We start from the raw sequence: 20,000 nt of genomic DNA, 5'->3' as shown, positions 1-20,000 counted from the left end.
TCCCTTATTGCCCGATCAGCCAGTACCCGCCCAAGAGCAGGATAAGGCCGAGGATCATGGCGAACACGTAGTGGAAGAGGAATCCGGATTGCAGGCGGCGGACGCCACCGGCGATGCGCTGCACAAGGTTGGCCGAGCCGTTGACGATGGCGCCGTCGATGATGGCGGTATCGCCCACCTTCGACAGACCTTCGCCCAGCTTCACGCCACCCTTCGCAAACACCGCGAAGTAGAGTTCATCGATCCAGTACTTGTGGTCGAGCAGGTTGTAAACCGGCTTCAATGCGTTCTTGATCTTTCCGGCAAGAGCGACATTGAACAGGTAGATGTAGGTAGCCACGGCGAAGCCGGCGAACGCGAGCCAGAACGGCGCCTGCATGAAGCCGTGCAGGCCTGCCGCGATAGCGCCATGGAACTCGTGACCGAGTTCGGCAAGCACATTGTTCGCTTCGTTCACGTGGATCGCCTTGCCGAACCAGTCGCCGAACAACATCGGGCCGACAGTAAGGCCACCGATGACGATGGACGGAATGGCAAGCAGCACCAGCGGAACGGTGACCACCCACGGCGACTCGTGCGGCGCGTGTTCGAGCACGCCCGGTGTACCGTGGTGATCGTCATCGTCGTGCAGCACGTCGTGTGCCCCGTGCGCGTCGTCATGCTGAGCGGCATCGTGGTGAACGGCATGCGCGTCATGGCCGTGGCCATGTGCGGCATGCTCGACCCGGAAGCGCTCCTTGCCGTGGAAGGTCATGTACAGCAGGCGGAAGCTGTACAGCGAGGTGACGAACACACCCGCCATGACGCAGAAGTACGCGTAACCCGCACCCCAGCGATGCGACTCGCCAACGGCCTCGATGATCGCGTCCTTCGAGTAGAAGCCTGCGAAGAACGGCGTACCGGCCAGGGCCAGCGAACCGATCCACATCGTGATCCAGGTGATCGGCATGTACTTGCGCAGGCCGCCCATGTAGCGCATGTCCTGCTCATGGTGCATGCCCATGATGACCGAGCCGGCGCCGAGGAACAGCAACGCCTTGAAGAACGCATGGGTCATCAGGTGGAACACGGCACCGCTGTACGCGGACACGCCGAGTGCGACGGTCATGTAGCCGAGCTGCGAGAGCGTCGAGTACGCGATGACACGCTTGATGTCGTTCTGGACGATGCCGATCAGGCCGGTGAACAGCGCCGTGGTCGAACCGATGACGAGGATGAAGGACAGCGCACCCTCGGTCAGCTCGAAGATCGGCGACATGCGCGCGACCATGAAGATACCGGCGGTGACCATGGTCGCCGCATGGATCAGCGCCGAGATGGGCGTCGGGCCTTCCATCGAGTCCGGCAGCCACACGTGCAGCGGCACCTGGGCGGATTTACCCATCGCACCGATGAACAGCAGGATGCCGATGACGGTCGCCGCGTCCCACGCATGGTTCTGGGTGATCTGTAGCGTCTTGCCGACCAGCTCGGGAGCGTGGTCGAAGGCGGTCTGGTAATCGAGCGTACCCAGGAAGTACAGGATCGCCGAGATACCGAGCAGGAAACCGAAGTCGCCCACGCGGTTGACCAGGAAGGCCTTGAGGTTGGCGAAGATCGCCGTCGGGCGCTTGTACCAGAAACCGATCAGCAGGTACGACACGAGGCCCACCGCTTCCCAGCCGAAGAACAGCTGCATGAAGTTGTTGCTCATGACGAGCATCAACATCGAGAAGGTGAACAGGGAGATGTAGCTGAAGAAGCGCTGGTAGCTCGGGTCTTCCGCCATGTAGCCGATGGTGTACAGATGCACCAGCAGCGACACGAAGGTCACCACCACCATCATCATGGCGGTGAGGCGGTCGATCATGAAGCCGACCGAAGCATGGAAGCGACCGATCTCGAACCAGGTGTAGACGTCCTGGTTGAAGTTCTGCGCGCCACCCCATACGAGCTGGTAGAGGACATAGAACGACAGGCCGCAGGCGATGCCCACGCCCAGGATGGTCGCGGTGTGCGCCCCTGCCCGGCCGATCAGCTTGCCGAAGAGGCCGGCCAGGATCGCGCCCACCAGGGGGGCCAGTGCGATCGTCAGCAGGATTGAAAGCGAGAGACTCATCGGATCAACCCTTCATGCTGTCGATTTCGGCGACATTGATCGTGCTGCGATTACGGAACAGCAGGACCAGGATCGCCAGGCCAATAGCGGATTCCGCCGCGGCCACGGTAAGGATGAAGAACACGAAGACCTGGCCGCCGACATCGCCGAAGAAGCGCGAGAAGGCTACGAAGTTTGTGTTCACCGCCAGGAGCATCAGCTCGATCGCCATGAGCAGCACGATCACGTTCTTGCGGTTGATGAAGAGTCCGGCAACCGCGATACAGAAGAGGATCGCGCCGAGGACGATGTAATGGGAAAGCGTGATCACTTGGCGTTCTCCTGCGTCGGGTCGACAACCGGGGCCGGGGCCGGGCTGACGGATGCCATCTGTTCGCTGGCGACCTTGATCACGCGAACGCGGTCGGTGGCCTGGACCACGACCTGCTGCGCCGCGGACTGGTGACGCACGCCGACACGCTGACGCAAAGTCAGGGCCACGGCGGCGACGATACCCACGGTGAGGATCAGGGCGGCGATTTCGAACGGCAGCAGGAAGTCGGTGTACAGGGCCTGGCCCAGCCACGCGACGTTCGAGTTACCGGCCGGGTTGGGACCGAGCGTGTGGGCGTGCATGGCCTTCACGCCGATCATCGCCAGCATTTCGACCAGCATGACCACCGCGACGATGATGCCCACCGGCAGGTAGCGGATGAAGCCCTCGCGGACGACCTCCTGCTTGATGTCGAGCATCATGACCACGAACAGGAACAGCACCATCACCGCGCCGACGTAGACGACGACCAGGGCGACGGCCAGGAACTCCGCCTCTGCCAGGAGCCATACGCAGGCCATGCTGAAGAAGGTCAGCACCAGCGAGAGCACCGCATGGACGGAGTTCTTCACGGTGATCACCATCAGCGCGCCGATGACCGCCACCGCGGCAAAGAGGTAGAAACAGATGAGTTGAAGCAGATCGGTATTCATCGCGTGATTCTCCGGGCGCTCAGCGGTAAGCCGCGTCTTGCGCGCGGGCGGCAGCGATGTCCTGCTCGAACCGGTCACCGATGGCCAGCAGCTGGGCCTTGGTCACTACGTTCTCGCCGCGATGTTCGAAGTGGTACTCGTGCACGTGCGTTTCGACGATGGAATCCACCGGGCAGCTCTCCTCGCAGAAGCCGCAGAAGATGCACTTGAACAGGTCGATGTCGTAGCGCGTGGTACGGCGCTGTCCATCTTCCGGACGCGGGGCGGAGTCGATCGTGATCGCCAGCGCCGGGCACACCGCTTCGCACAGCTTGCAGGCGATGCAACGCTCTTCACCGTTGGCGTAACGGCGCAGGGCGTGCAGGCCACGGAAGCGGTTCGACTTCGGGATGTGCTCGAACGGATAACGCACGGTGTATTTCGGGCTGAACATGTAGCGCATGGTCAGGCCCATGCCCTTGAACAGCTCGATGAGCAGCAGGCTTTTGAAATAGTGGGTTACGCGGGTCATGGCTTTCAGGCTCCCGTGCCAACGTGGACCAGGCCGAAATACTTCATGCAGCCGGCGACGAGGACCCAGACGATGGTGATGGGGATGAAGACCTTCCAGCCGAGACGCATGATCTGGTCATAGCGGTAGCGCGGGAAGCTCGCGCGGAACCACAGGAACAGGAAGGCAAAGAAGAAGGCCTTGATGAACAGCCAATGGAAACCGCCGTGGCCGATAAGGCCCCAGCTTTCCGGGAACGGCGAGAGCCAGCCACCCATGAAGAAGATCGAGGTCAGGAAGCTGACCAGGATCATGTTGGCGTATTCGGCCAGGAAGAACAGCGCGAACGGCGAGCCGGAGTATTCGACGTGGAAACCCGCGACGATTTCGGACTCACCTTCCGCCACGTCGAACGGTGCACGGTTGGTTTCCGCGACGCCCGAGACGAAGTAGATGACGAACACCGGCAGCAGCGGCAGCCAGTACCAGGTGAAGAAGTTGCCCGACTGCGCGTTGACGATGGCCGAGAGGTTAAGGCTACCGGTCAGCACGAGCACGCAGACGATGGACATGCCCATCGACAGTTCGTACGAGATCACCTGTGCCGCCGCGCGCATCGCACCGAGCATCGCGTAGCGCGAGTTCGAGGCCCAGCCGGCGAGGATGATGCCGTAGACACCCATCGAGGTCATGGCCAGCAGGTACAGCACGCCGGCGTTGACGTTGGCGAGGACGACTTCCGGACCGAACGGCACCACGGCCCACGCAGCGAGCGCGGGGACCAGGGCGAGCATCGGCGCCAGGAAATAGAGTGCCCGGTTGGCGTTGGTCGGAAGGACGACTTCCTTCAGCAGCAGCTTGACGACGTCGGCGAAGGCCTGGAGAAGACCGGCGGGACCGACTTTGTTCGGCCCCATGCGGACGTGCATCCAGCCGAGCACCTTGCGCTCCCACCAGACGTAAAGTGCGACGCCGATGACCAGCGGCAGCACGATCGCCAGGATGTAGAGCACCGGCAGCAGGACATGATCGAAGAGTTGAGCGCCCATGGTTACGCCTTGCTCACGGTGATGGCCGCGCCGTACGGAGGCAGCATGGCGGTTTCGGAGTGCGCGGCTTCGATCCACGCGGCACCGTCAGGCACCGAGGCATCGATGGCCACCGGAAGGACGGCATCGCCGATGCGCGCGTTGGCACCATCGATGAGGCCGAGCTTGCCAGCGTCGTCCGCATTGATGCGGATGGCGGCGGCACGGTTCAGCGGATGCGACGCCAGCGCGCCGGCACGACGGACTACCGCATCGACGCGGTAGATCGGCGTGGTGGCCAGGCGCGAGAAGGTGACGCCCGAAGCGCGTGTGGCGAGTGAAGGACGAACCTCCGAAGCACGCTCGGTGAAGCCTTCACGCAGGCCGGCAAGATCGTCAAACTCGAAGCCGGCGACGCCGAGCATGCCGCCCAGCGCGCGCAGCACCTTCCAACCCGGACGCGCGTCGCCCGGTGCCTTGCCACCCGGCAGTACGGTCTGTGCGGTGCCTTCGACGTTGACCAGGGTCGCGTCGATTTCCGGCGTCAGGCCGATCGGCAGGATCACATCGGCCGAGTCCTTCAGCGCATCGCTGGCGAAAGCGGCGAACGCGACCACCGTCTGCGCGGAATGCATCGCCTGCAGCGCAAGCGTGCCGTCGGCGAAGTCGTGCGGCGGCTCGACGTTGTAGAGCACGTAACCCTTGCGGGCCTGGGCCAGCATGCCGCGTGCGTCGAGACCGCCGGCAGTCGGCAGCACGCCGACCGACGACAGACCGATGGCGTTGGCGCCGACCGGGATCTCGTTGAACGAGGCGCCGGCAGCCTGCGCGATGAAGCGCGCGATGGCACGCAGCCACGACGCTTCCGGATGGGTCACCGCAGCGTGGCCGAGGATGACAACGGCGTTGTCACCGAGCGCCTTGAACGCGTCGCGGTGGGCGTCGGTCGTTTCCACACCGTTGAGGGCAGAAGCGATCGACTCCGGCACCGTGGCGCCGTTCTCGCTGGCGGCCTTGGCCAGCACCAGCAGTTCGGCAACCAGCGCGTGCGGCGCGGCGACCGACTCGCCAGCCAGCGGGTAGTTGAAGTTGAAGTGCGCCGGGTTCACGGCATAAACCTTCGCGCCCTTCTTCACCGCCTGACGGATGCGGTGGTTGAGCAGCGGCACTTCGTTACGCAGGTCGGAACCGACCAGCAAGGCAGCCTTCACCTTGTCGAACGAGGCGATCGGCGAGGCAAAGGCCCTGGCGAACGCGTTGTCGGCAAAGTCGAGCTGACGCAGGCGATGATCGACATGGGCGCTGCCCAGCCCGCGAGCGAGACGGACGAGCAGTTCGCCCTCCTCGTTCGACGTGGCCGGGTTCACCAGCACGCCGAGATCCGAGCCTGGAACGCTCTTCAGCGCTTCCTTGGCGACGGCAAGCGCGTCGTCCCAGGTCGTCGCCGACCACTGGCCGTTGCGCTTGACCATCGGGGACTTCACGCGATCCGCGGCGTACAGGCCCTGGTGGCTGTAACGGTCACGGTCGGACAACCAGCATTCGTTGATCGTTTCGTTGTCGCGCGGCACGTTGCGCAGCACTTCACCGCGGCGCGTATGCATCCACAGGTTGGAACCCAATGCGTCGTGGTAGCCGACGGACGGACGTGCCACCAGCTCCCAGGCACGGGCCTGGAACTGGAACGGCTTGTTGGTCAGCGCGCCGACCGGGCAAACGTCGATGATGTTGCCCGACAGTTCGCTTTCGATGGTCTTGCCGATGTACGTACCGATTTCCAGGTTCTCGCCGCGGCTCATCCCGCCGAGCTCGTACGTGCCGGCGATCTCGCTGGTGAAGCGGACGCAGCGCGTGCACTGGATGCAGCGGGTCATCTCGGTCGCGATCAGCGGCCCGAGGTTTTCGTCCGAAACGGTGCGCTTGCGCTCGTTATAGCGCGACACCGAACGGCCGTACCCGAGGGAGACATCCTGCAGTTCGCACTCGCCGCCCTGGTCACAGATGGGGCAGTCCAGCGGATGGTTGATCAGCAGGAATTCCATCACGTTGCGCTGCGACTTCAGCGCCTTGTCCGAACGCGTGAACACCTTCATGCCCTCGCCTACCGGCGTGGCGCAGGCGGGCGCCGGCTTCGGCATCTTCTCGATTTCCACCAGGCACATGCGGCAGTTGGCGGCGATCGGAAGCTTGCGGTGATAGCAGAAACGCGGAATGGGAATCCCGACGGCGTCGGCCGCCTCGATGATCATCCGACCCTTGGCTATCTGCACCGGAACGCCGTCGATCTCGATATTGACCAGATCCGGCGCGGCATTGGCTACGGGCTGCGCACTCATGCAGCGACTCCAGTGGTGACCGTGTCCGCCGGGCCGTCGACGATCGACCGGCCATGCTCCACGTAGTATTCGAATTCGTGCCAGAAGTTTGCCAGGAAGCCCTGCACCGGCCACGCGGCGGCTTCACCGAACGCGCAGATGGTGTGCCCTTCGATCTGACCGGCAACCGCCTTCAGGCGATGAAGATCGTCCGTCGTGCCCTTGCCTTCAACGATGCGCGAGAGCACGCGGTGCATCCAGCCGGTACCTTCGCGGCACGGGGTGCACTGGCCGCACGACTCCGCCATGTAGAAGCGCGAGATGCGATGGCAGGCGCGAACCATGCAGGTGGTTTCGTCCATCACGATCACGGCGCCCGAGCCCAGACCCGAACCCGCCTTCTGCAGGGAGTCGTAGTCCATCGTGCATTCCATGATCTTCTCGGCCGTCAGCACCTTCATCGACGAACCGCCGGGGATGCAGGCCTTGAGCTTCTTGCCGCCGCGGATACCGCCGGCCATTTCCAGGAGCTCGGAGAACGGCGTGCCGAGACGGATCTCGAAGTTACCCGGGTTGGCGACGTGACCGGAGACCGAGAAGATCTTCGGGCCGCCGTTGTTCGGCTTGCCGAGGTTGAGGAACCACTCTGCACCGTTGCGCAGGATCGCCGGCACCGAGGCGTACGTCTCGGTGTTGTTGATCGTGGTCGGACGGCCGTACAGGCCGAAACCGGCCGGGAACGGCGGCTTGAAGCGCGGCTGGCCCTTCTTGCCTTCGAGCGACTCCATCAACGCGGTTTCTTCGCCGCAGATGTAAGCGCCGGCGCCGAGGGCGTTGTAGATGTCCACGTCGATACCGGTGCCGCCGATGTCCTTGCCGAGCAGGCCGGCCGCATAGGCTTCCTTCAGGGCTTCTTCGATGTGCTCGAACGGCTCGTGGTGGAACTCGCCACGCAGGTAGTTGTAGGCAATGGTCGAGCCCGTGCAGTAGCACGCGATCGCCAGGCCTTCGATGACCGAATGCGGGTTGAAGCGCAGGATGTCACGGTCTTTGCAGGTACCCGGCTCGGATTCGTCCGAATTGCACAGGATGTACTTCTGGCCCGGTGCCGTGCGGGGCATGAAGCTCCACTTCAGGCCCGTGGGGAAGCCGGCGCCGCCGCGACCGCGCAGTGCGCTCTTCTTGATCTCTTCGATCAGGGCAGCGGGATCCGGCTTTTCAGCCAGGATCTTGCGCCATGCCTTGTAACCGTCCACCTTTTCATAGCTCTCGAGCGCCCAGGGCTTCTCGAAATGCAGGGTCGTGTAGACGACCTGGTGTTCCTGCGGTGCGGGTCCGACCGGACCAGTGGTGCTAGCCATTGCCCTTACCTCACTTAAGACCGTCGAGGATCGCGTCGACCGAATCGGTCGTCAGCTTCTCGTGGTAGTGACCGTTGACGACCATCATCGGCGCGCCCGCGCAAGCGGCGAGGCATTCCTCTTCCTGCTTGAGATAGATGCGGCCGTCGGCGGTGCTCTCGCCGGTCTTGATGCCGAGCTTCTTCTCGCAATGGCGAACCAGGCCTTCGGCCCCGTTCAACCAGCAGGAAATGTTGGTGCAGATGGCGACGTTGTTGCGACCGACAGGCGTGGTCTCGAACATCGAGTAGAAGCTCGCGACCTCATACGCCCAGATCGCCGGCAGTTCGAGGTACTTGGCGACCGCGGTGATCAGTTCGTCGGTGAGGTAACCGACGTTCTGTTCCTGCGCCGCCATGAGCGCCTGGATCAGCGCGGAGCGCTTGCGATCCGGCGGGAACTTGGAAACCCAGTGATCGATATGGCTGCGGGTGTGATCGTTGAGCACGACAAGGGGATCGACGTCCTTGACCTGCGCAAAATGTCCGGTGGCTTTCATGATTCAGTTCACTCCGTCGACTTAGCGGTCGACTTCGCCAAAGACGAGATCGTAGGTGCCAATCATCGCGACAACGTCGGCGAGCATGTGGCCTCTCACGATCGCGTCCATGGAAGACAGGTGGGCGAAGCCGGGCGCGCGCAGATGCACGCGGAAAGGCTTGTTCGCACCGTCGGACACGAGATAGCAGCCGAACTCGCCCTTGGGCGCTTCGACGGCGGTATAGGTTTCACCGGCGGGTACGCCGTAGCCTTCCGTGAAGAGTTTGAAGTGGTGGATCAGCGCTTCCATGTCGCTCTTCATTTCTTCGCGGCTGGGCGGCGCGACCTTGTAGTTCTGCACCATCACCGGGCCCGGGTTGGCCTTCAGCCAGGCAATGCACTGCTTGATGATGTTGTTCGACTGGCGCATCTCTTCGACGCGGACCAGGTAACGGTCGTAGCAGTCACCGTTCACGCCGACCGGAATGTCGAATTCCATGTTCGCGTAGGCGGCATACGGCTGCTTCTTGCGGAGATCCCAGGCGATACCCGAACCGCGCAGCATCGCGCCGGTCATGCCCCAGGCCTGCGCCTTCTCGGGCGGGATGACGCCGATGCCGACCGTACGCTGCTTCCAGATACGGTTGTTCGTAAGCAGCGATTCGTATTCGTCGACGCGCGCCGGGAAGTCGTTGGTGAACTCCGTGAGGTAGTCCAGCATCGAACCTTCGCGCCATGCGTTGCGGCGCTTGAGGTCGGCGCCCTTGTGCCACGGCGACTCGCGGTACTTCGACATCTGGTCCGGCAGGTCGCGGTAGACACCGCCCGGGCGGTAAAACGTGGCGTGCATGCGCGCGCCGGATACCGCCTCGTAGACGTCCATCAACTCTTCGCGTTCACGGAACGCGTAGAGGAAGACGGCCATGGCGCCGAGATCGAGCGCGTTCGAACCCACCCACATGAGGTGGTTCAGGATGCGGGTGATCTCGTCGAACATCGTGCGGATGTACTGCGCACGGATCGGCGCCTGGATGCCGAGCAGGTTCTCGATGGCCAGCACGTAGGCGTGCTCGTTGCACATCATCGAGACGTAGTCGAGGCGATCCATGTAACCGATGGACTGGTTGAACGGCTTGGACTCGGCAAGCTTTTCCGTGCCACGGTGCAGCAGGCCGATATGCGGATCGGCGCGCACGATCGTCTCGCCGTCCATCTCCAGCACCAGGCGCAACACGCCATGCGCAGCAGGATGCTGCGGGCCGAAGTTCATCGTGTAATTGCGAATTTCTTCCACGGCTTAGTTCTCCCGCCAATGATCGGCGGATTCCGCCCTGGCCTGATCGAGATCGGCGTCGTTACGGATCGTGCGCGGCACGAGCACGCGCGGCTCGATCGAGACCGGTTCGTAAATGACACGCTTCTGCTCGGGGTCGTAACGCACTTCGACGTTACCGATGAGCGGGAAATCCTTGCGGAACGGATGACCCACGAAACCGTAGTCGGTGAGGATGCGACGAAGATCCGGATGGCCGTCGAAGATGATGCCGTACAGGTCGAAGGTCTCGCGCTCGAACCAGTCCGTACCCGGCCATACCGGCGTGACCGACGGGACGATCGGGAAGGCGTCGTCTTCGCAGAACACGCGCAGGCGGATGCGCTGGTTGAGTTCGATCGAGAGCAGATGGAACACCGCGGCATAACGACGCGGCTGCTCGACCTTGCGCGGGCGGTCGGCCCACGTGAAGCGACCCATGGCCTCACCTTCCACGCCGCGCGAGAAACTCTCGCCCTGCGCCGTGTCGGTGTCCCACTCGGTCTGCCCGTAGCTGAGGTAATCGACGCCACAGACGTCGATGGGAATCGTGAAGCGGAAGCCTGCCTCATCACGCAGCGCGGTAGCCACGGAGATCAGGTCACGCGGAGCCACCTCGGCGGTGACTTCATTGCGATCGACCTTCACCGTCAGCATGTCGCCGAAGCGCGCGGCGAGCCGTTCAACCAGCGAGGTCTCGTTAATAACGCTCATGTGCGATGCCCTGTTAACGCGCGATCGTGTGGGTGCGACGGATCTTCTTCTGCAACTGCAGGATGCCGTGGATCAGCGCTTCGGCCGTCGGCGGGCAACCCGGTACATAGATGTCGACCGGAACGATGCGATCGCAGCCGCGAACGACCGAGTAGGAATAGTGGTAGTAGCCGCCGCCGTTGGCGCAGGAGCCCATGGAGATGACCCACTTCGGCTCGGGCATCTGGTCATAGACCTTGCGCAGCGCCGGGGCCATCTTGTTCACCAGGGTGCCGGCGACGATCATCACGTCGGACTGGCGCGGGCTGGGACGGAAGACGACGCCGAAGCGGTCGAGATCGAGACGCGCGGCACCCGCGTGCATCATTTCGACGGCGCAACAGGCCAGACCGAAGGTCATCGGCCACATGGAACCGGTACGTGCCCAGTTCATCAGGGCGTCGATGCTGGTCACGCCGAAGCCACGGTTGACCACCGGGGCGTCGCCATTGGGACGCAGGATATCGTCGACGAGGTTGAGCGGCGTCGGGTTGTGCATCACCCGATCGATCGTGGTCATCACTCCCATTCGAGCGCTCCCTTCTTCCAGACGTAAGCGAAACCGACCACGAGCAGCGCGAGGAACAGCGCCATCTCGATCAGCGCGATCGCGCCGATCTTGTCGAACACCACCGCCCAGGGAAACAGGAAGGCGATTTCGAGATCGAAAATGATGAAGAGGATGGCGATGAGGTAGTAGCGCACGTCGAACTTCATGCGCGCGTCCTCGAAGGCTTCGAAGCCGCACTCATAGGGCGAGAGCTTTTCGGAGTCGGGACGGCTGGGGCCGGCAAGGATGCCGATCGCCATCAGGACCACGCCTAGGCCTACGGCCACGGCAATGAACAACAGGACGGGCCAGTATTGGGCAAGCACGATGCTGCGTACCTCCGCGCCTCACTGGGCGCATCAGTGACCGTCGACGGGGACGAGCGGTCCGGCTAGGGTCGCCAGAGCTTTTATCGAATCGATCCAAATGGATCGATCCGTGTCGGGACGCATTGCGTACCAACGACTCCGGATATCCACAATCTCACGTTGGGGAACCGATCTATTGTACCAGTGCGTGCAGGTATCACGACAAGTATTAATAAGGCGGAAACTTGTCCAATACCGACATTCGGCGCCCGAACGCGCCGATATGTCACATGGTCTGGGTCGGACGCTCGGAAGCGAGCGTGCCCACAAGCAGGGCTTCGATGCGCTGACGGGCGCCTTCGCTCTCGGGAGATTCGTTGAACTGGATGCCGACACCGGCCGTGCGATTGCCCTGCGCACCCACGGGGGTGATCCAGACGACCCGGCCAGCCACCGACAGGCGCTCATTTTCGTCGATCAGGGTGACCAGCAAGGCCACTTCGTCGCCCAGGCTGTAGCGCTGGGCAGTGGGTGCGAACAGGCCGCCGGTCTTCAGGAACGGCATGTACGAGATGTACAGGGAGTTCACGTCCTTGATCTTCAACGACAGGATGCCCTGGCGCGGCGACGAGCTGGTGGCATTCATGGACACGTGGAATCCCCTGGTTTGACCGCCATCCTAGCTACCCGGCGGCCCGGGCCACAAGCCCGACCGGTTCCGGATCCTCACCGGCCCAGCCGTAGCGGTCGTAGATCCAGGGCGTGGAGAGGTCGGCCGTGAGCTTGGCGAAGGCCGGTCCCGGCGCGCCGCGCAAGGGAAGCAGCCACGCATCCCCCGCCCGCTCGATCGGCGCCTTGCGCCAGGGCCAGACCTGTACGCCCTGCCCGTCCGCGAGGACCAGGCGCAACCGCGTCGCCGCCAGCGGCCCGGGACGCCACGGCAGCCGGAGTGCTCCGGTTCCCGGCGCCGCAGGCGCACGGTCGAAGCGCTCCGGCCGCGAGGCGACGCCAAGCATCCGTTTGCGACTCAAGGCCATCTGCGTCGCGTGCTCGAGCACGGCGTTGAGCTTCGTAGCAAGCCGCTCCGGGTCGGAATCGGGAACGATGAGCTCCTCGGGCGGCGAGCGCTCCGTACCATGCACCATATAAGTGAGTATGTCGGCCATCGAGCCAGCGGCCGACAAAGCCAGTCGCGCAAGAACATGGGCCGATCCGTGATCGGGGTGGCTGTCGCCCAAGTCGGGGATCACCACCAGGCTGGGTCGCACCCGCTCGACGATGCGACGAACGGCGCCCACGGCGGCCGACGTTCGCTGGCGAAGCTCGACGGTCACCTGCATATCGTGCCAACCCAGTGCATGCAGATGCTCAGGACCGACACCGAGCCGTCCCAGAGCCGCCGCGACCTCGAGCCGACGCCGCGCGCCCCAGCGGGCGCGCCCGGCCGAATCGATCACCAAACGCCGCTCCAGCCAGCGCTGCGGCCAGGGATTGTCGTCGCCATCGGTAAGCAGCAGCACGTCGGCGCGCCCCCCGGCAGCGAGCGTGCGCTGGATCAGCATGCCCGCGGCGAGAGACTCGTCGTCCGGGTGGGGTGCTACGACGAGAAGCCGGGTACTGCCGTCAATGACGGGGGCACGGGACAAAGGCAGGTTCCTTGGGAATCGCGGGGAATGTGCCGATTAAGGCCGAACGACCGATAAGACAGCGTCAACGCCAGGCGGCAAGAAGCTCGAGCAGCAGCAGGTCGACACGAAGCGGCCCGCGGAGGGCGTCCCTTGCGCGATTCGCCTTGCCGTACCAGGCATCGAGTGCCTCGTCGTCCATCTGGCTTTCCAGCGGCGTGGCCAGGTGGGCGGCACGCGCGCGAAGCTCGTCCGTCGCGGCCTGCGCGGCGAACCACAGGTAACGGGCCGGCTCGGCAGCCTGCCAGCGCTTGACCACCTCCATTGCATCGCCACGCCCCCCGGCCAGGGCCTTAAGGTCATGCCGGACTTCACCACGCTGCTTGAGCGCACCGTCGGCCGCCCACGTGCGTGCCATACCGGGATTGCCGCCAGCGGCGTCGAGCGCCGCTTCGGCGTCCTTGACCCCCTCACCGGCCAGCCAGGCCAGCGAGGCCTCACGCGACGGCACCAGGAATTCGACGCGCTGGCAACGACTGCGAATGGTTGCAGGCAAGCGTGCCGGCTCGTCGGCGACGAGGACCAGCAGTGTCGCCTGGGTGGGTTCTTCAAGGGTTTTCAGCAGGGCGTTCGCAGCGGCCGCATTCATCGCGTCCGCCGGGTCCACGGTGGCCACCTGCCAGCCGCCGAACTGGCTGGACATGGCCAGACGTGCGGACAGGTCGCGGATCTGGTCGACCACGATCTCACTGCGCGTCACCCCGTCCTTGCGCAGCCCGAACGACAGGGCGGCCACATCGGGGTGCGTGCCGGCAGCGACAAGGAGACAGCTACGGCAGACGCCGCAGGGCATGCCGTCCGTGGTCTGCTGGCAAAGCAGGCCCTTGACGAAGGTCGCCAGGAAATCCCTCTTGCCCAGGCCAGCCGGCCCGGCAAGCAGGAGCGCGTGCGGCAGCGCGTCGCGCTCGCGGCGCGCCTGCAGACGCGCCCAGGCGTCGGTGTGCCACGGGCGCAGGCTCACGAGACAGCCCCGGCGAACAGGCCCGCAACACCGTCGATCGCTTGCGCCAGCACCGCGTCGGGCGTGGCGGAGGCATCCAGCACGCGGAAACGCGCTGGCTCCGCCGCAGCCCGAGCGCGATAGGTGCCGCGCACGCGTTCGAAAAAGGAGTCGCCTTCTACCTCGATACGATCCGCCTCGCCACGGCCCGCGGCACGCGCACGGCCAATGCTGACGGGAAGATCGAGCAACAGCGTGATATCGGGCTTGAGGCCGAGCGCCGCCCAGGCCTCCAATTCCTCGATGCGCGCCTGCGGCTGGCCACGGCCGCCGCCCTGGTAGGCAAAGCTGGCATCGGTAAAGCGGTCGCAGAGCACCCAGCGACCAGCCGCCAGCGCTGGCTCGATCACCTGGCGTACCAGCTGGGCGCGCGAGGCGAACATCAGCAGGAGCTCGGCTTCTGCGCACAGCTCGTTATTGGCGGCGTCGAGCACGACGCCGCGCACGGCCTCACCCACGTCGGTACCGCCGGGCTCACGAGTGACGACAAGATCGACGCCCTGCGCGCGCAGGTGCTCTTCGAGCCCGCGCAGCAGCGTGCTCTTACCGGCGCCTTCGCCGCCTTCGAGGGTGATCAGTCGACCGCGTTGGGGTGTCGTCACTGGCATCGCTTCAATTGGTAGCAGGCCACGGCCCGGTTGTGATCGTCGAGATTCGCCGAGAAGACGTGGCTGCCATCGCCCCTGGCCACGAAGTACAGATCCTTGCCTTCAACCGGATGCAGCGCTGCCTGGATGGCAGCCCGACCCGGCATGGCGATCGGTGTCGGCGGCAGGCCAACCCGGGTGTACGTATTGTAGGGGGTGTCGGTGGTGAGGTCGCTTTTGTGGATATTGCCCGCGTAGCTGTCACCCATGCCGTAAATCACCGACGGATCCGTCTGCAGCAACATGCGCAACTGAAGCCGCCGGATGAACACACCGGCAATGCGCGGACGCTCATCCGCCCTGCCCGTCTCCTTCTCGACAATCGACGCGAGGATCAGGGCCTCATACGAGGTCGCCAGCGGCAGGTCCGGGGCACGCGCCGCCCAGGCGACATCGAGCGTCTTGACCATCGCGGCATGCGCGCGCTTGAGGATGCTGGAATCGGTATCGCCCTTCACGTAGGCATACGTCTCGGGCAGGAAACGGCCTTCCGGGTGTTCGCCCTCGTTGCCGAGGCGCTTCATCAGGTCGTCGTTATCCACGCCGGCGGTGTCGTGCGACAACGTGTCGGTCGCCGCCAGGGCGCGACGCACGTCGGCAAAACTCCAGCCGTCGACGATGGTGAAGTTGCGCTGCATGACCTTGCCGTTGGCCATGTCACCGATCAGGTCTCGTGGCGTCATGCCGGGACGCAGCAGGTACTCGCCGGCATGCAGCCGGCCGGAGGCGCGCATTTCGATCGCCAGTACGCGCCAGTAAAGAGGCGAGGCACGCGTCGCACCGCGATCGCGCAGGTCGCGCACGATGTCCTTGAATGAGGCACCGCGCGCCACGTCCACACTCTGGCCAGCCACGGGCACATTCAGGGGGGTGCGCGCAAAGCGCGACCAGTCGAAAAAGAGCCAGCTACCCACGGCGATCGCCGCGACCAGCACCACCAGCAAGATGACACGCCAGAGGGCGATGCCGCGCACTTTCATCAATCGGAATCCTTCGAACGGTTCGGAAGTGGCAGGCCGATCCCGCGCCAGTGATCCTGCCAATGGCGGGTCACCGGACCGGGCTGCCAGGTTCGGCCAGCGAAAGCCCGAACGGGAAGAATGCCCCGAACGGCCGATGTGAGGAAGACCTCGTCGGCCTCGACCAGCTGCAGCGCCGTCAGATGGTCGATGTGCGCCTTGCCTGCGGCTAACAGTTCCGCGCGTGCGACGCCGGCGACACCACAGCGATCCACCGGCGGGGTGACCAGGCCACCGCCCACGACGGCGAAAAGGTTAGCGGCCGTGGCGCAGACGACACGGCCCTGCTGATCGGCCATCAGGCCTTCCTGCCACTGCGAGTCCTGCCATTCCGACCTCGCCAGTACCTGCTCGAGCCGGTTGAGATGTTTCATCCCGGCCAACAGGGGCTGGTCACCGAGACGCGTGTCGCAAAGACGCAGCGCGATGCCGTCGCGATAGAGCTCTGCGGCGAATGACAGGGGTGCGACGCCGATCACCGTCACCGGCCTGACCGTGCCTGGGCGCGCGTACCCGCGTTCGCCGGTGCCCGCCGTATACGTGATACGGGCAACGGCATCGTCGACACCTCCGGCCAGCCGCAGGACCTCGGCCAGCATCGCGTCGATATCCGGTGCGGGAAGCCCGAGACGCTCCGCCGAAGTGCGTAGCCGCTCAGCGTGTCGTAGCCAGAGAGGCACGACGCCGCCGACGACGCGCAGCGTTTCAAACAGTCCGTCGCCGTACATCAGGCCGCGATCCGCCGCATCCAGGCGATCGGTCCCGACAAAATCGACTGAGTGGCGCGAGCTCATGCCGCGCCGAAGATGCGTAGCAGGCCGCGCGCCTTGGCTCGCGTCTCGTCGAGCTCTGTGTCGGGGACGGAATCGGTGACGATGCCGGCACCCGCGCGCAACGACACCTGCGACCCCTCGACCATCAGCGTGCGAATGAGGATATTGAGGTCCATGTCGCCATTGTCGTCGAGATAACCGATGGCGCCGGTGTAGGCACCACGCGGCTCCTGCTCGATGTCGCCGATGATCTCCATGCAGCGCACCTTCGGGCAACCGGTGATCGTGCCGCCCGGGAAGGTCGCCGCTATCACCTGGCCAGGTGTGACGCCTTCGCGCGCACGGCCGCGCACGTTGGAAACGATATGGTGCACATGGGCATAGCTCTCCACCACCATGAGTTCATCGACTTTCACGCTGCCCGGCACGCAGACGCGGCCGAGGTCGTTGCGCTCCAGGTCGATCAGCATGACGTGCTCCGCCCGCTCCTTGGGATGCGTCGTCAGTTCGTGGATGCGTGCCGCATCGTCGTCACCGGGAATCCGGGGACGCGTGCCGGCAATCGGACGCGTCTGCAGCACGCCATCCCGCGACTCCACCAGCCGTTCCGGCGACGAGCTGACGATGGCCCATGACGGTTGCTGGAGCAGACCCGCGAAGGGTGCGGGATTAGCCTTCCGGAGCGCAGCCATCAGGCTTGCCGGCGAAGGTGCATCGGCGAACCGCGCGGTCCAGCGACGCGAGAGGTTCACCTGGAAGACATCACCCGCCCGCAGGTGTTCATGGATGCGCACGACGCCATCGAGAAACCTCGATGGTTCGTCTTCCTCGACGACGTCGGGAACGGCAAGCGTGAGATCGGGGAGGACTGTGTCGAGATCGGCGGCCAGTGTGTCCAGCCAGTGTCCCGCACCCTCCTCTGCGATGAGGGTCGTTCGACCTTCAACGTGATCCACGATCGCCGCCGCAGGTGTACGCAAGGCAAATGCGACGGGTGCGGCACCGCGCGATGGTGGCAGGCGAAGGCTCGGCTCGATCTGGCCGACGAGCTCGTATGCCAGGTAGACAATCCAGCCGCCATGGAACGGCAATCCGTCGTCCACGCGCGGAAGATGGCGCGCTGCCCAGGCGGCGTCGAGCGCATCGAGAAACGTGCCGGGAACGATGTCACCCGAGCCGTCACGCACGACACCGTGCGAGTCGAGCGTCAGCGACGCGTCGCCCGCGGCGAAGAGGATGTCGAAACGCGACTGCGGCGTGCCGGTGACCGCACTTGCCAGCAAGGCCGGATAGCGCGTCGGATACGACGCGGCCGGCGCGAGGAGATCGCGCCGGCCGGCCAGGGTTCGCGTGACGAAAGCCACGCCGATCAGAGGCGACGGAAGACGAGCGTACCGTTGGTACCGCCGAAGCCGAACGAGTTCGACACGACGATGTTGATGTCCGCCTTCTCCGCCTTGTTCGGCACGAGATCCATGCCGAGTGCGGCGACTTCCGGATCCACGTCGACGAGGTTCATCGTCGGCGGCATGATGCCGTCACGGATCGCCATGACCGAGAAGATCGCCTCGACACCACCGGCAGCGCCGAGCAGATGACCGGTGACCGACTTGGTCGAGCTGACCGCGAACTTGCCCTTTGCCGTCGCGTGGTCGCCGAACACGTTGCGGATGGCCTTGGCTTCGCCAAGGTCGCCCACCGGCGTGGAAGTACCGTGCGCGTTGACGTACTGCACGTCTTCCGGGGTGATGCGCGCGTCGTGCAGGGCATTGCGCATCGCGAGTTCCGCACCATCGCCACTCGGCGAAGTGATGTGATACGCGTCGCCGCTCATGCCGAAGCCGACGAGTTCGGCCAGGATGTTCGCACCGCGTGCCTTGGCGAATTCATACTCTTCGAGCATGAGCATGCCGGCGCCGTTGGACAGCAGGAAACCATCGCGGCCGATATCCCACGGACGACTGGCGTGCGTCGGATCGTCGTTACGCGTGGACATCGCCTTGGCCGAACAGAAGCCTGCCATCGCCGTCGTCGTCGTGGCGTGCTCGGAGCCGCCGGCGAGCATCGCGTCCGCATCGCCGTACTGGATCAGGCGCATGGCCATGCCGATGTTGTGCGCAGCTGTCGTGCATGCCGAAACCAGCGCGATGTTCGGACCCTTCAGGCCGAAATAGATCGACAGGTTGCCGGCCACCATGTTGATGATGGAGCTGGGCACGTAGAACGGCGAGACCTTACGCGGCCCCTTCTCGTTCAACTCGATCGCGGTAGCTTCGATCGTGTGCAGGCCACCGATACCGGCGCCCGCGGCCACGCCGATGCGACCGGCGTTTTCTTCGGTCACGACCAGGCCCGACTGGCGGAACGCATGAGCGCCAGCGACGATGCCGTAATGGATGAACGGGTCCATCCGCTTGAAGTCTTTCGCAATGGAGCGACGTTCGTCTTCAAGCGCCTTGATGCCTGCCTCGTCGGTCGGCGTCGGAACACCGTCGAAGAAGGAGTCGGCCGCAACGAAATTGCGGACTTCCCCCGCGATGCGGGTGTTATAGGCGCTGGTGTCGAAATCGGTGACAGGGCCGATGCCGCTGTTACCTTCGACGACGTTCTTCCAGGCGGTGGCGACATCGTTACCGACCGGCGAGAGAATCCCCATGCCGGTAATTACCACACGTCGTTTACTCATGCGTTTTGTTCCTTAGCACTTTATCCACGCAACCATACGCGGGCGCAGGTTACGAAAAGCGGAAACGAAAACTGCGCCTTTAGGCGCAGCTTCCGTGTCGCTCGGAGATCGACGGGAGGCAAGCCTCCGATCGACAACCAGTCGATCTATCAGGCCTTGACGTGGGCCTTGATGTAGTCGACCGCCTGCTGGACCGTCGTGATCTTCTCAGCTTCTTCGTCCGGGATCTCGCACTCGAACTCTTCTTCGAGAGCCATCACGAGCTCAACGGTGTCCAGCGAATCAGCGCCCAGATCGTCCACGAACGACGCGTTGGTGGTGACTTCATCTTCCTTGACGCCCAGCTGCTCGACGACGATCTTCTTGACGCGTTCTTCGATGGTGCTCATGTTGCCTTTACCTCCCGAGGGAAAATTCCGGCGGCATTGTAGTGGCTAAGGACTTGGCCCGCCAACAACAGTGCCGTCACGTGGATGACGCCCGGTTTTTC

Annotated in this window: 21 protein-coding genes; all 21 read right to left on the bottom strand. The window is 64.3% G+C overall.

Annotated elements, in window-relative coordinates; all coding sequences use genetic code 11:
* Positions 1–4: 4 nt before the first annotated feature.
* Positions 5–2,098, bottom strand: a complete 2,094-nt coding sequence (nuoL, locus tag ACVWWJ_RS08370; RefSeq protein ID WP_456967385.1) for an NADH-quinone oxidoreductase subunit L — start codon at positions 2,096–2,098, stop codon at positions 5–7.
* A 4-nt stretch (positions 2,099–2,102) separates the two neighbouring features.
* Positions 2,103–2,408, bottom strand: coding sequence for an NADH-quinone oxidoreductase subunit NuoK (gene nuoK, locus ACVWWJ_RS08365; RefSeq protein ID WP_036112219.1), 306 nt, complete (start codon positions 2,406–2,408; stop codon positions 2,103–2,105).
* Positions 2,405–3,064 (bottom strand): NADH-quinone oxidoreductase subunit J, encoded by a 660-nt coding sequence (locus ACVWWJ_RS08360; RefSeq protein ID WP_159891624.1) that lies wholly within the window; start codon positions 3,062–3,064, stop codon positions 2,405–2,407. Before ACVWWJ_RS08360 ends, nuoK begins: the two co-directional genes overlap by 4 nt.
* Positions 3,065–3,083: 19 nt before the next feature.
* Positions 3,084–3,575, bottom strand: coding sequence for an NADH-quinone oxidoreductase subunit NuoI (gene nuoI / locus ACVWWJ_RS08355; RefSeq protein WP_159891622.1), 492 nt, complete (start codon positions 3,573–3,575; stop codon positions 3,084–3,086).
* Between the two features lie 5 nt (positions 3,576–3,580).
* The gene (gene nuoH / locus ACVWWJ_RS08350; protein ID WP_159891620.1) at positions 3,581–4,603 is read right to left on the bottom strand and encodes an NADH-quinone oxidoreductase subunit NuoH; all 1,023 of its coding nucleotides are present in this window, start codon (positions 4,601–4,603) and stop codon (positions 3,581–3,583) included.
* Between the two features lie 2 nt (positions 4,604–4,605).
* Positions 4,606–6,918: an NADH-quinone oxidoreductase subunit NuoG gene (nuoG, locus tag ACVWWJ_RS08345; protein ID WP_456967384.1), complete on the bottom strand. Its 2,313-nt coding sequence runs from the start codon at positions 6,916–6,918 to the stop codon at positions 4,606–4,608.
* Positions 6,915–8,258: an NADH-quinone oxidoreductase subunit NuoF gene (gene nuoF, locus ACVWWJ_RS08340; RefSeq protein ID WP_159891616.1), complete on the bottom strand. Its 1,344-nt coding sequence runs from the start codon at positions 8,256–8,258 to the stop codon at positions 6,915–6,917. The genes nuoG and nuoF overlap by 4 nt, the downstream gene beginning before the upstream one ends.
* A 10-nt stretch (positions 8,259–8,268) precedes the next feature.
* Positions 8,269–8,796 carry an NADH-quinone oxidoreductase subunit NuoE gene (nuoE, locus tag ACVWWJ_RS08335; RefSeq protein ID WP_159891614.1) on the bottom strand — a complete coding sequence of 176 codons (528 nt, stop codon included), beginning with the start codon at positions 8,794–8,796 and terminating at the stop codon, positions 8,269–8,271.
* Positions 8,797–8,817: 21 nt separating this feature from the next.
* Positions 8,818–10,047 carry an NADH-quinone oxidoreductase subunit D gene (locus tag ACVWWJ_RS08330; protein WP_456969682.1) on the bottom strand — a complete coding sequence of 410 codons (1,230 nt, stop codon included), beginning with the start codon at positions 10,045–10,047 and terminating at the stop codon, positions 8,818–8,820.
* Between the two features lie 27 nt (positions 10,048–10,074).
* Positions 10,075–10,803 carry an NADH-quinone oxidoreductase subunit C gene (locus tag ACVWWJ_RS08325; protein ID WP_159891610.1) on the bottom strand — a complete coding sequence of 243 codons (729 nt, stop codon included), beginning with the start codon at positions 10,801–10,803 and terminating at the stop codon, positions 10,075–10,077.
* A gap of 13 nt (positions 10,804–10,816) precedes the next feature.
* Positions 10,817–11,371, bottom strand: a complete 555-nt coding sequence (locus ACVWWJ_RS08320; protein ID WP_046968724.1) for a NuoB/complex I 20 kDa subunit family protein — start codon at positions 11,369–11,371, stop codon at positions 10,817–10,819.
* Positions 11,362–11,718, bottom strand: a complete 357-nt coding sequence (locus ACVWWJ_RS08315) for an NADH-quinone oxidoreductase subunit A (RefSeq protein WP_159891608.1) — start codon at positions 11,716–11,718, stop codon at positions 11,362–11,364. The genes ACVWWJ_RS08320 and ACVWWJ_RS08315 overlap by 10 nt, the downstream gene beginning before the upstream one ends.
* A gap of 268 nt (positions 11,719–11,986) precedes the next feature.
* Complete coding sequence (locus ACVWWJ_RS08310; protein ID WP_046968726.1) at positions 11,987–12,346, bottom strand: PilZ domain-containing protein; 360 nt, start codon at positions 12,344–12,346, stop codon at positions 11,987–11,989.
* Positions 12,347–12,383: 37 nt separating this feature from the next.
* Positions 12,384–13,346: a PIG-L deacetylase family protein gene (locus tag ACVWWJ_RS08305; RefSeq protein WP_456967383.1), complete on the bottom strand. Its 963-nt coding sequence runs from the start codon at positions 13,344–13,346 to the stop codon at positions 12,384–12,386.
* A gap of 64 nt (positions 13,347–13,410) precedes the next feature.
* Complete coding sequence (gene holB, locus ACVWWJ_RS08300; RefSeq protein WP_456967382.1) at positions 13,411–14,346, bottom strand: DNA polymerase III subunit delta'; 936 nt, start codon at positions 14,344–14,346, stop codon at positions 13,411–13,413.
* A complete protein-coding gene (tmk, locus tag ACVWWJ_RS08295; protein ID WP_456967381.1) occupies positions 14,343–14,993 on the bottom strand; it encodes a dTMP kinase in 651 nt (216 codons plus the stop codon). Before tmk ends, holB begins: the two co-directional genes overlap by 4 nt.
* On the bottom strand, positions 14,984–16,012 hold the full coding sequence (gene mltG, locus ACVWWJ_RS08290; protein WP_456967380.1) for an endolytic transglycosylase MltG: 1,029 nt from the start codon (positions 16,010–16,012) through the stop codon (positions 14,984–14,986). The genes tmk and mltG overlap by 10 nt, the downstream gene beginning before the upstream one ends.
* A complete protein-coding gene (gene pabC / locus ACVWWJ_RS08285; protein WP_456967379.1) occupies positions 16,012–16,845 on the bottom strand; it encodes an aminodeoxychorismate lyase in 834 nt (277 codons plus the stop codon). The genes mltG and pabC overlap by 1 nt, the downstream gene beginning before the upstream one ends.
* Positions 16,842–18,188 (bottom strand): aminodeoxychorismate synthase component I, encoded by a 1,347-nt coding sequence (locus ACVWWJ_RS08280; RefSeq protein ID WP_456967378.1) that lies wholly within the window; start codon positions 18,186–18,188, stop codon positions 16,842–16,844. Before ACVWWJ_RS08280 ends, pabC begins: the two co-directional genes overlap by 4 nt.
* Positions 18,189–18,193: 5 nt before the next feature.
* A complete protein-coding gene (gene fabF, locus ACVWWJ_RS08275) occupies positions 18,194–19,510 on the bottom strand; it encodes a beta-ketoacyl-ACP synthase II (protein ID WP_159891596.1) in 1,317 nt (438 codons plus the stop codon).
* Between the two features lie 149 nt (positions 19,511–19,659).
* Positions 19,660–19,899, bottom strand: coding sequence for an acyl carrier protein (acpP, locus tag ACVWWJ_RS08270; protein ID WP_046968734.1), 240 nt, complete (start codon positions 19,897–19,899; stop codon positions 19,660–19,662).
* Between the last annotated feature and the right edge of the window lie 101 nt (positions 19,900–20,000).

It is taken from the genome of Luteibacter sp. HA06, from assembly GCF_054061215.1.
The sequence above is the reverse complement of the archived record's forward strand: the minus strand, read 5'-3'. Positions and strand labels throughout refer to the sequence as shown.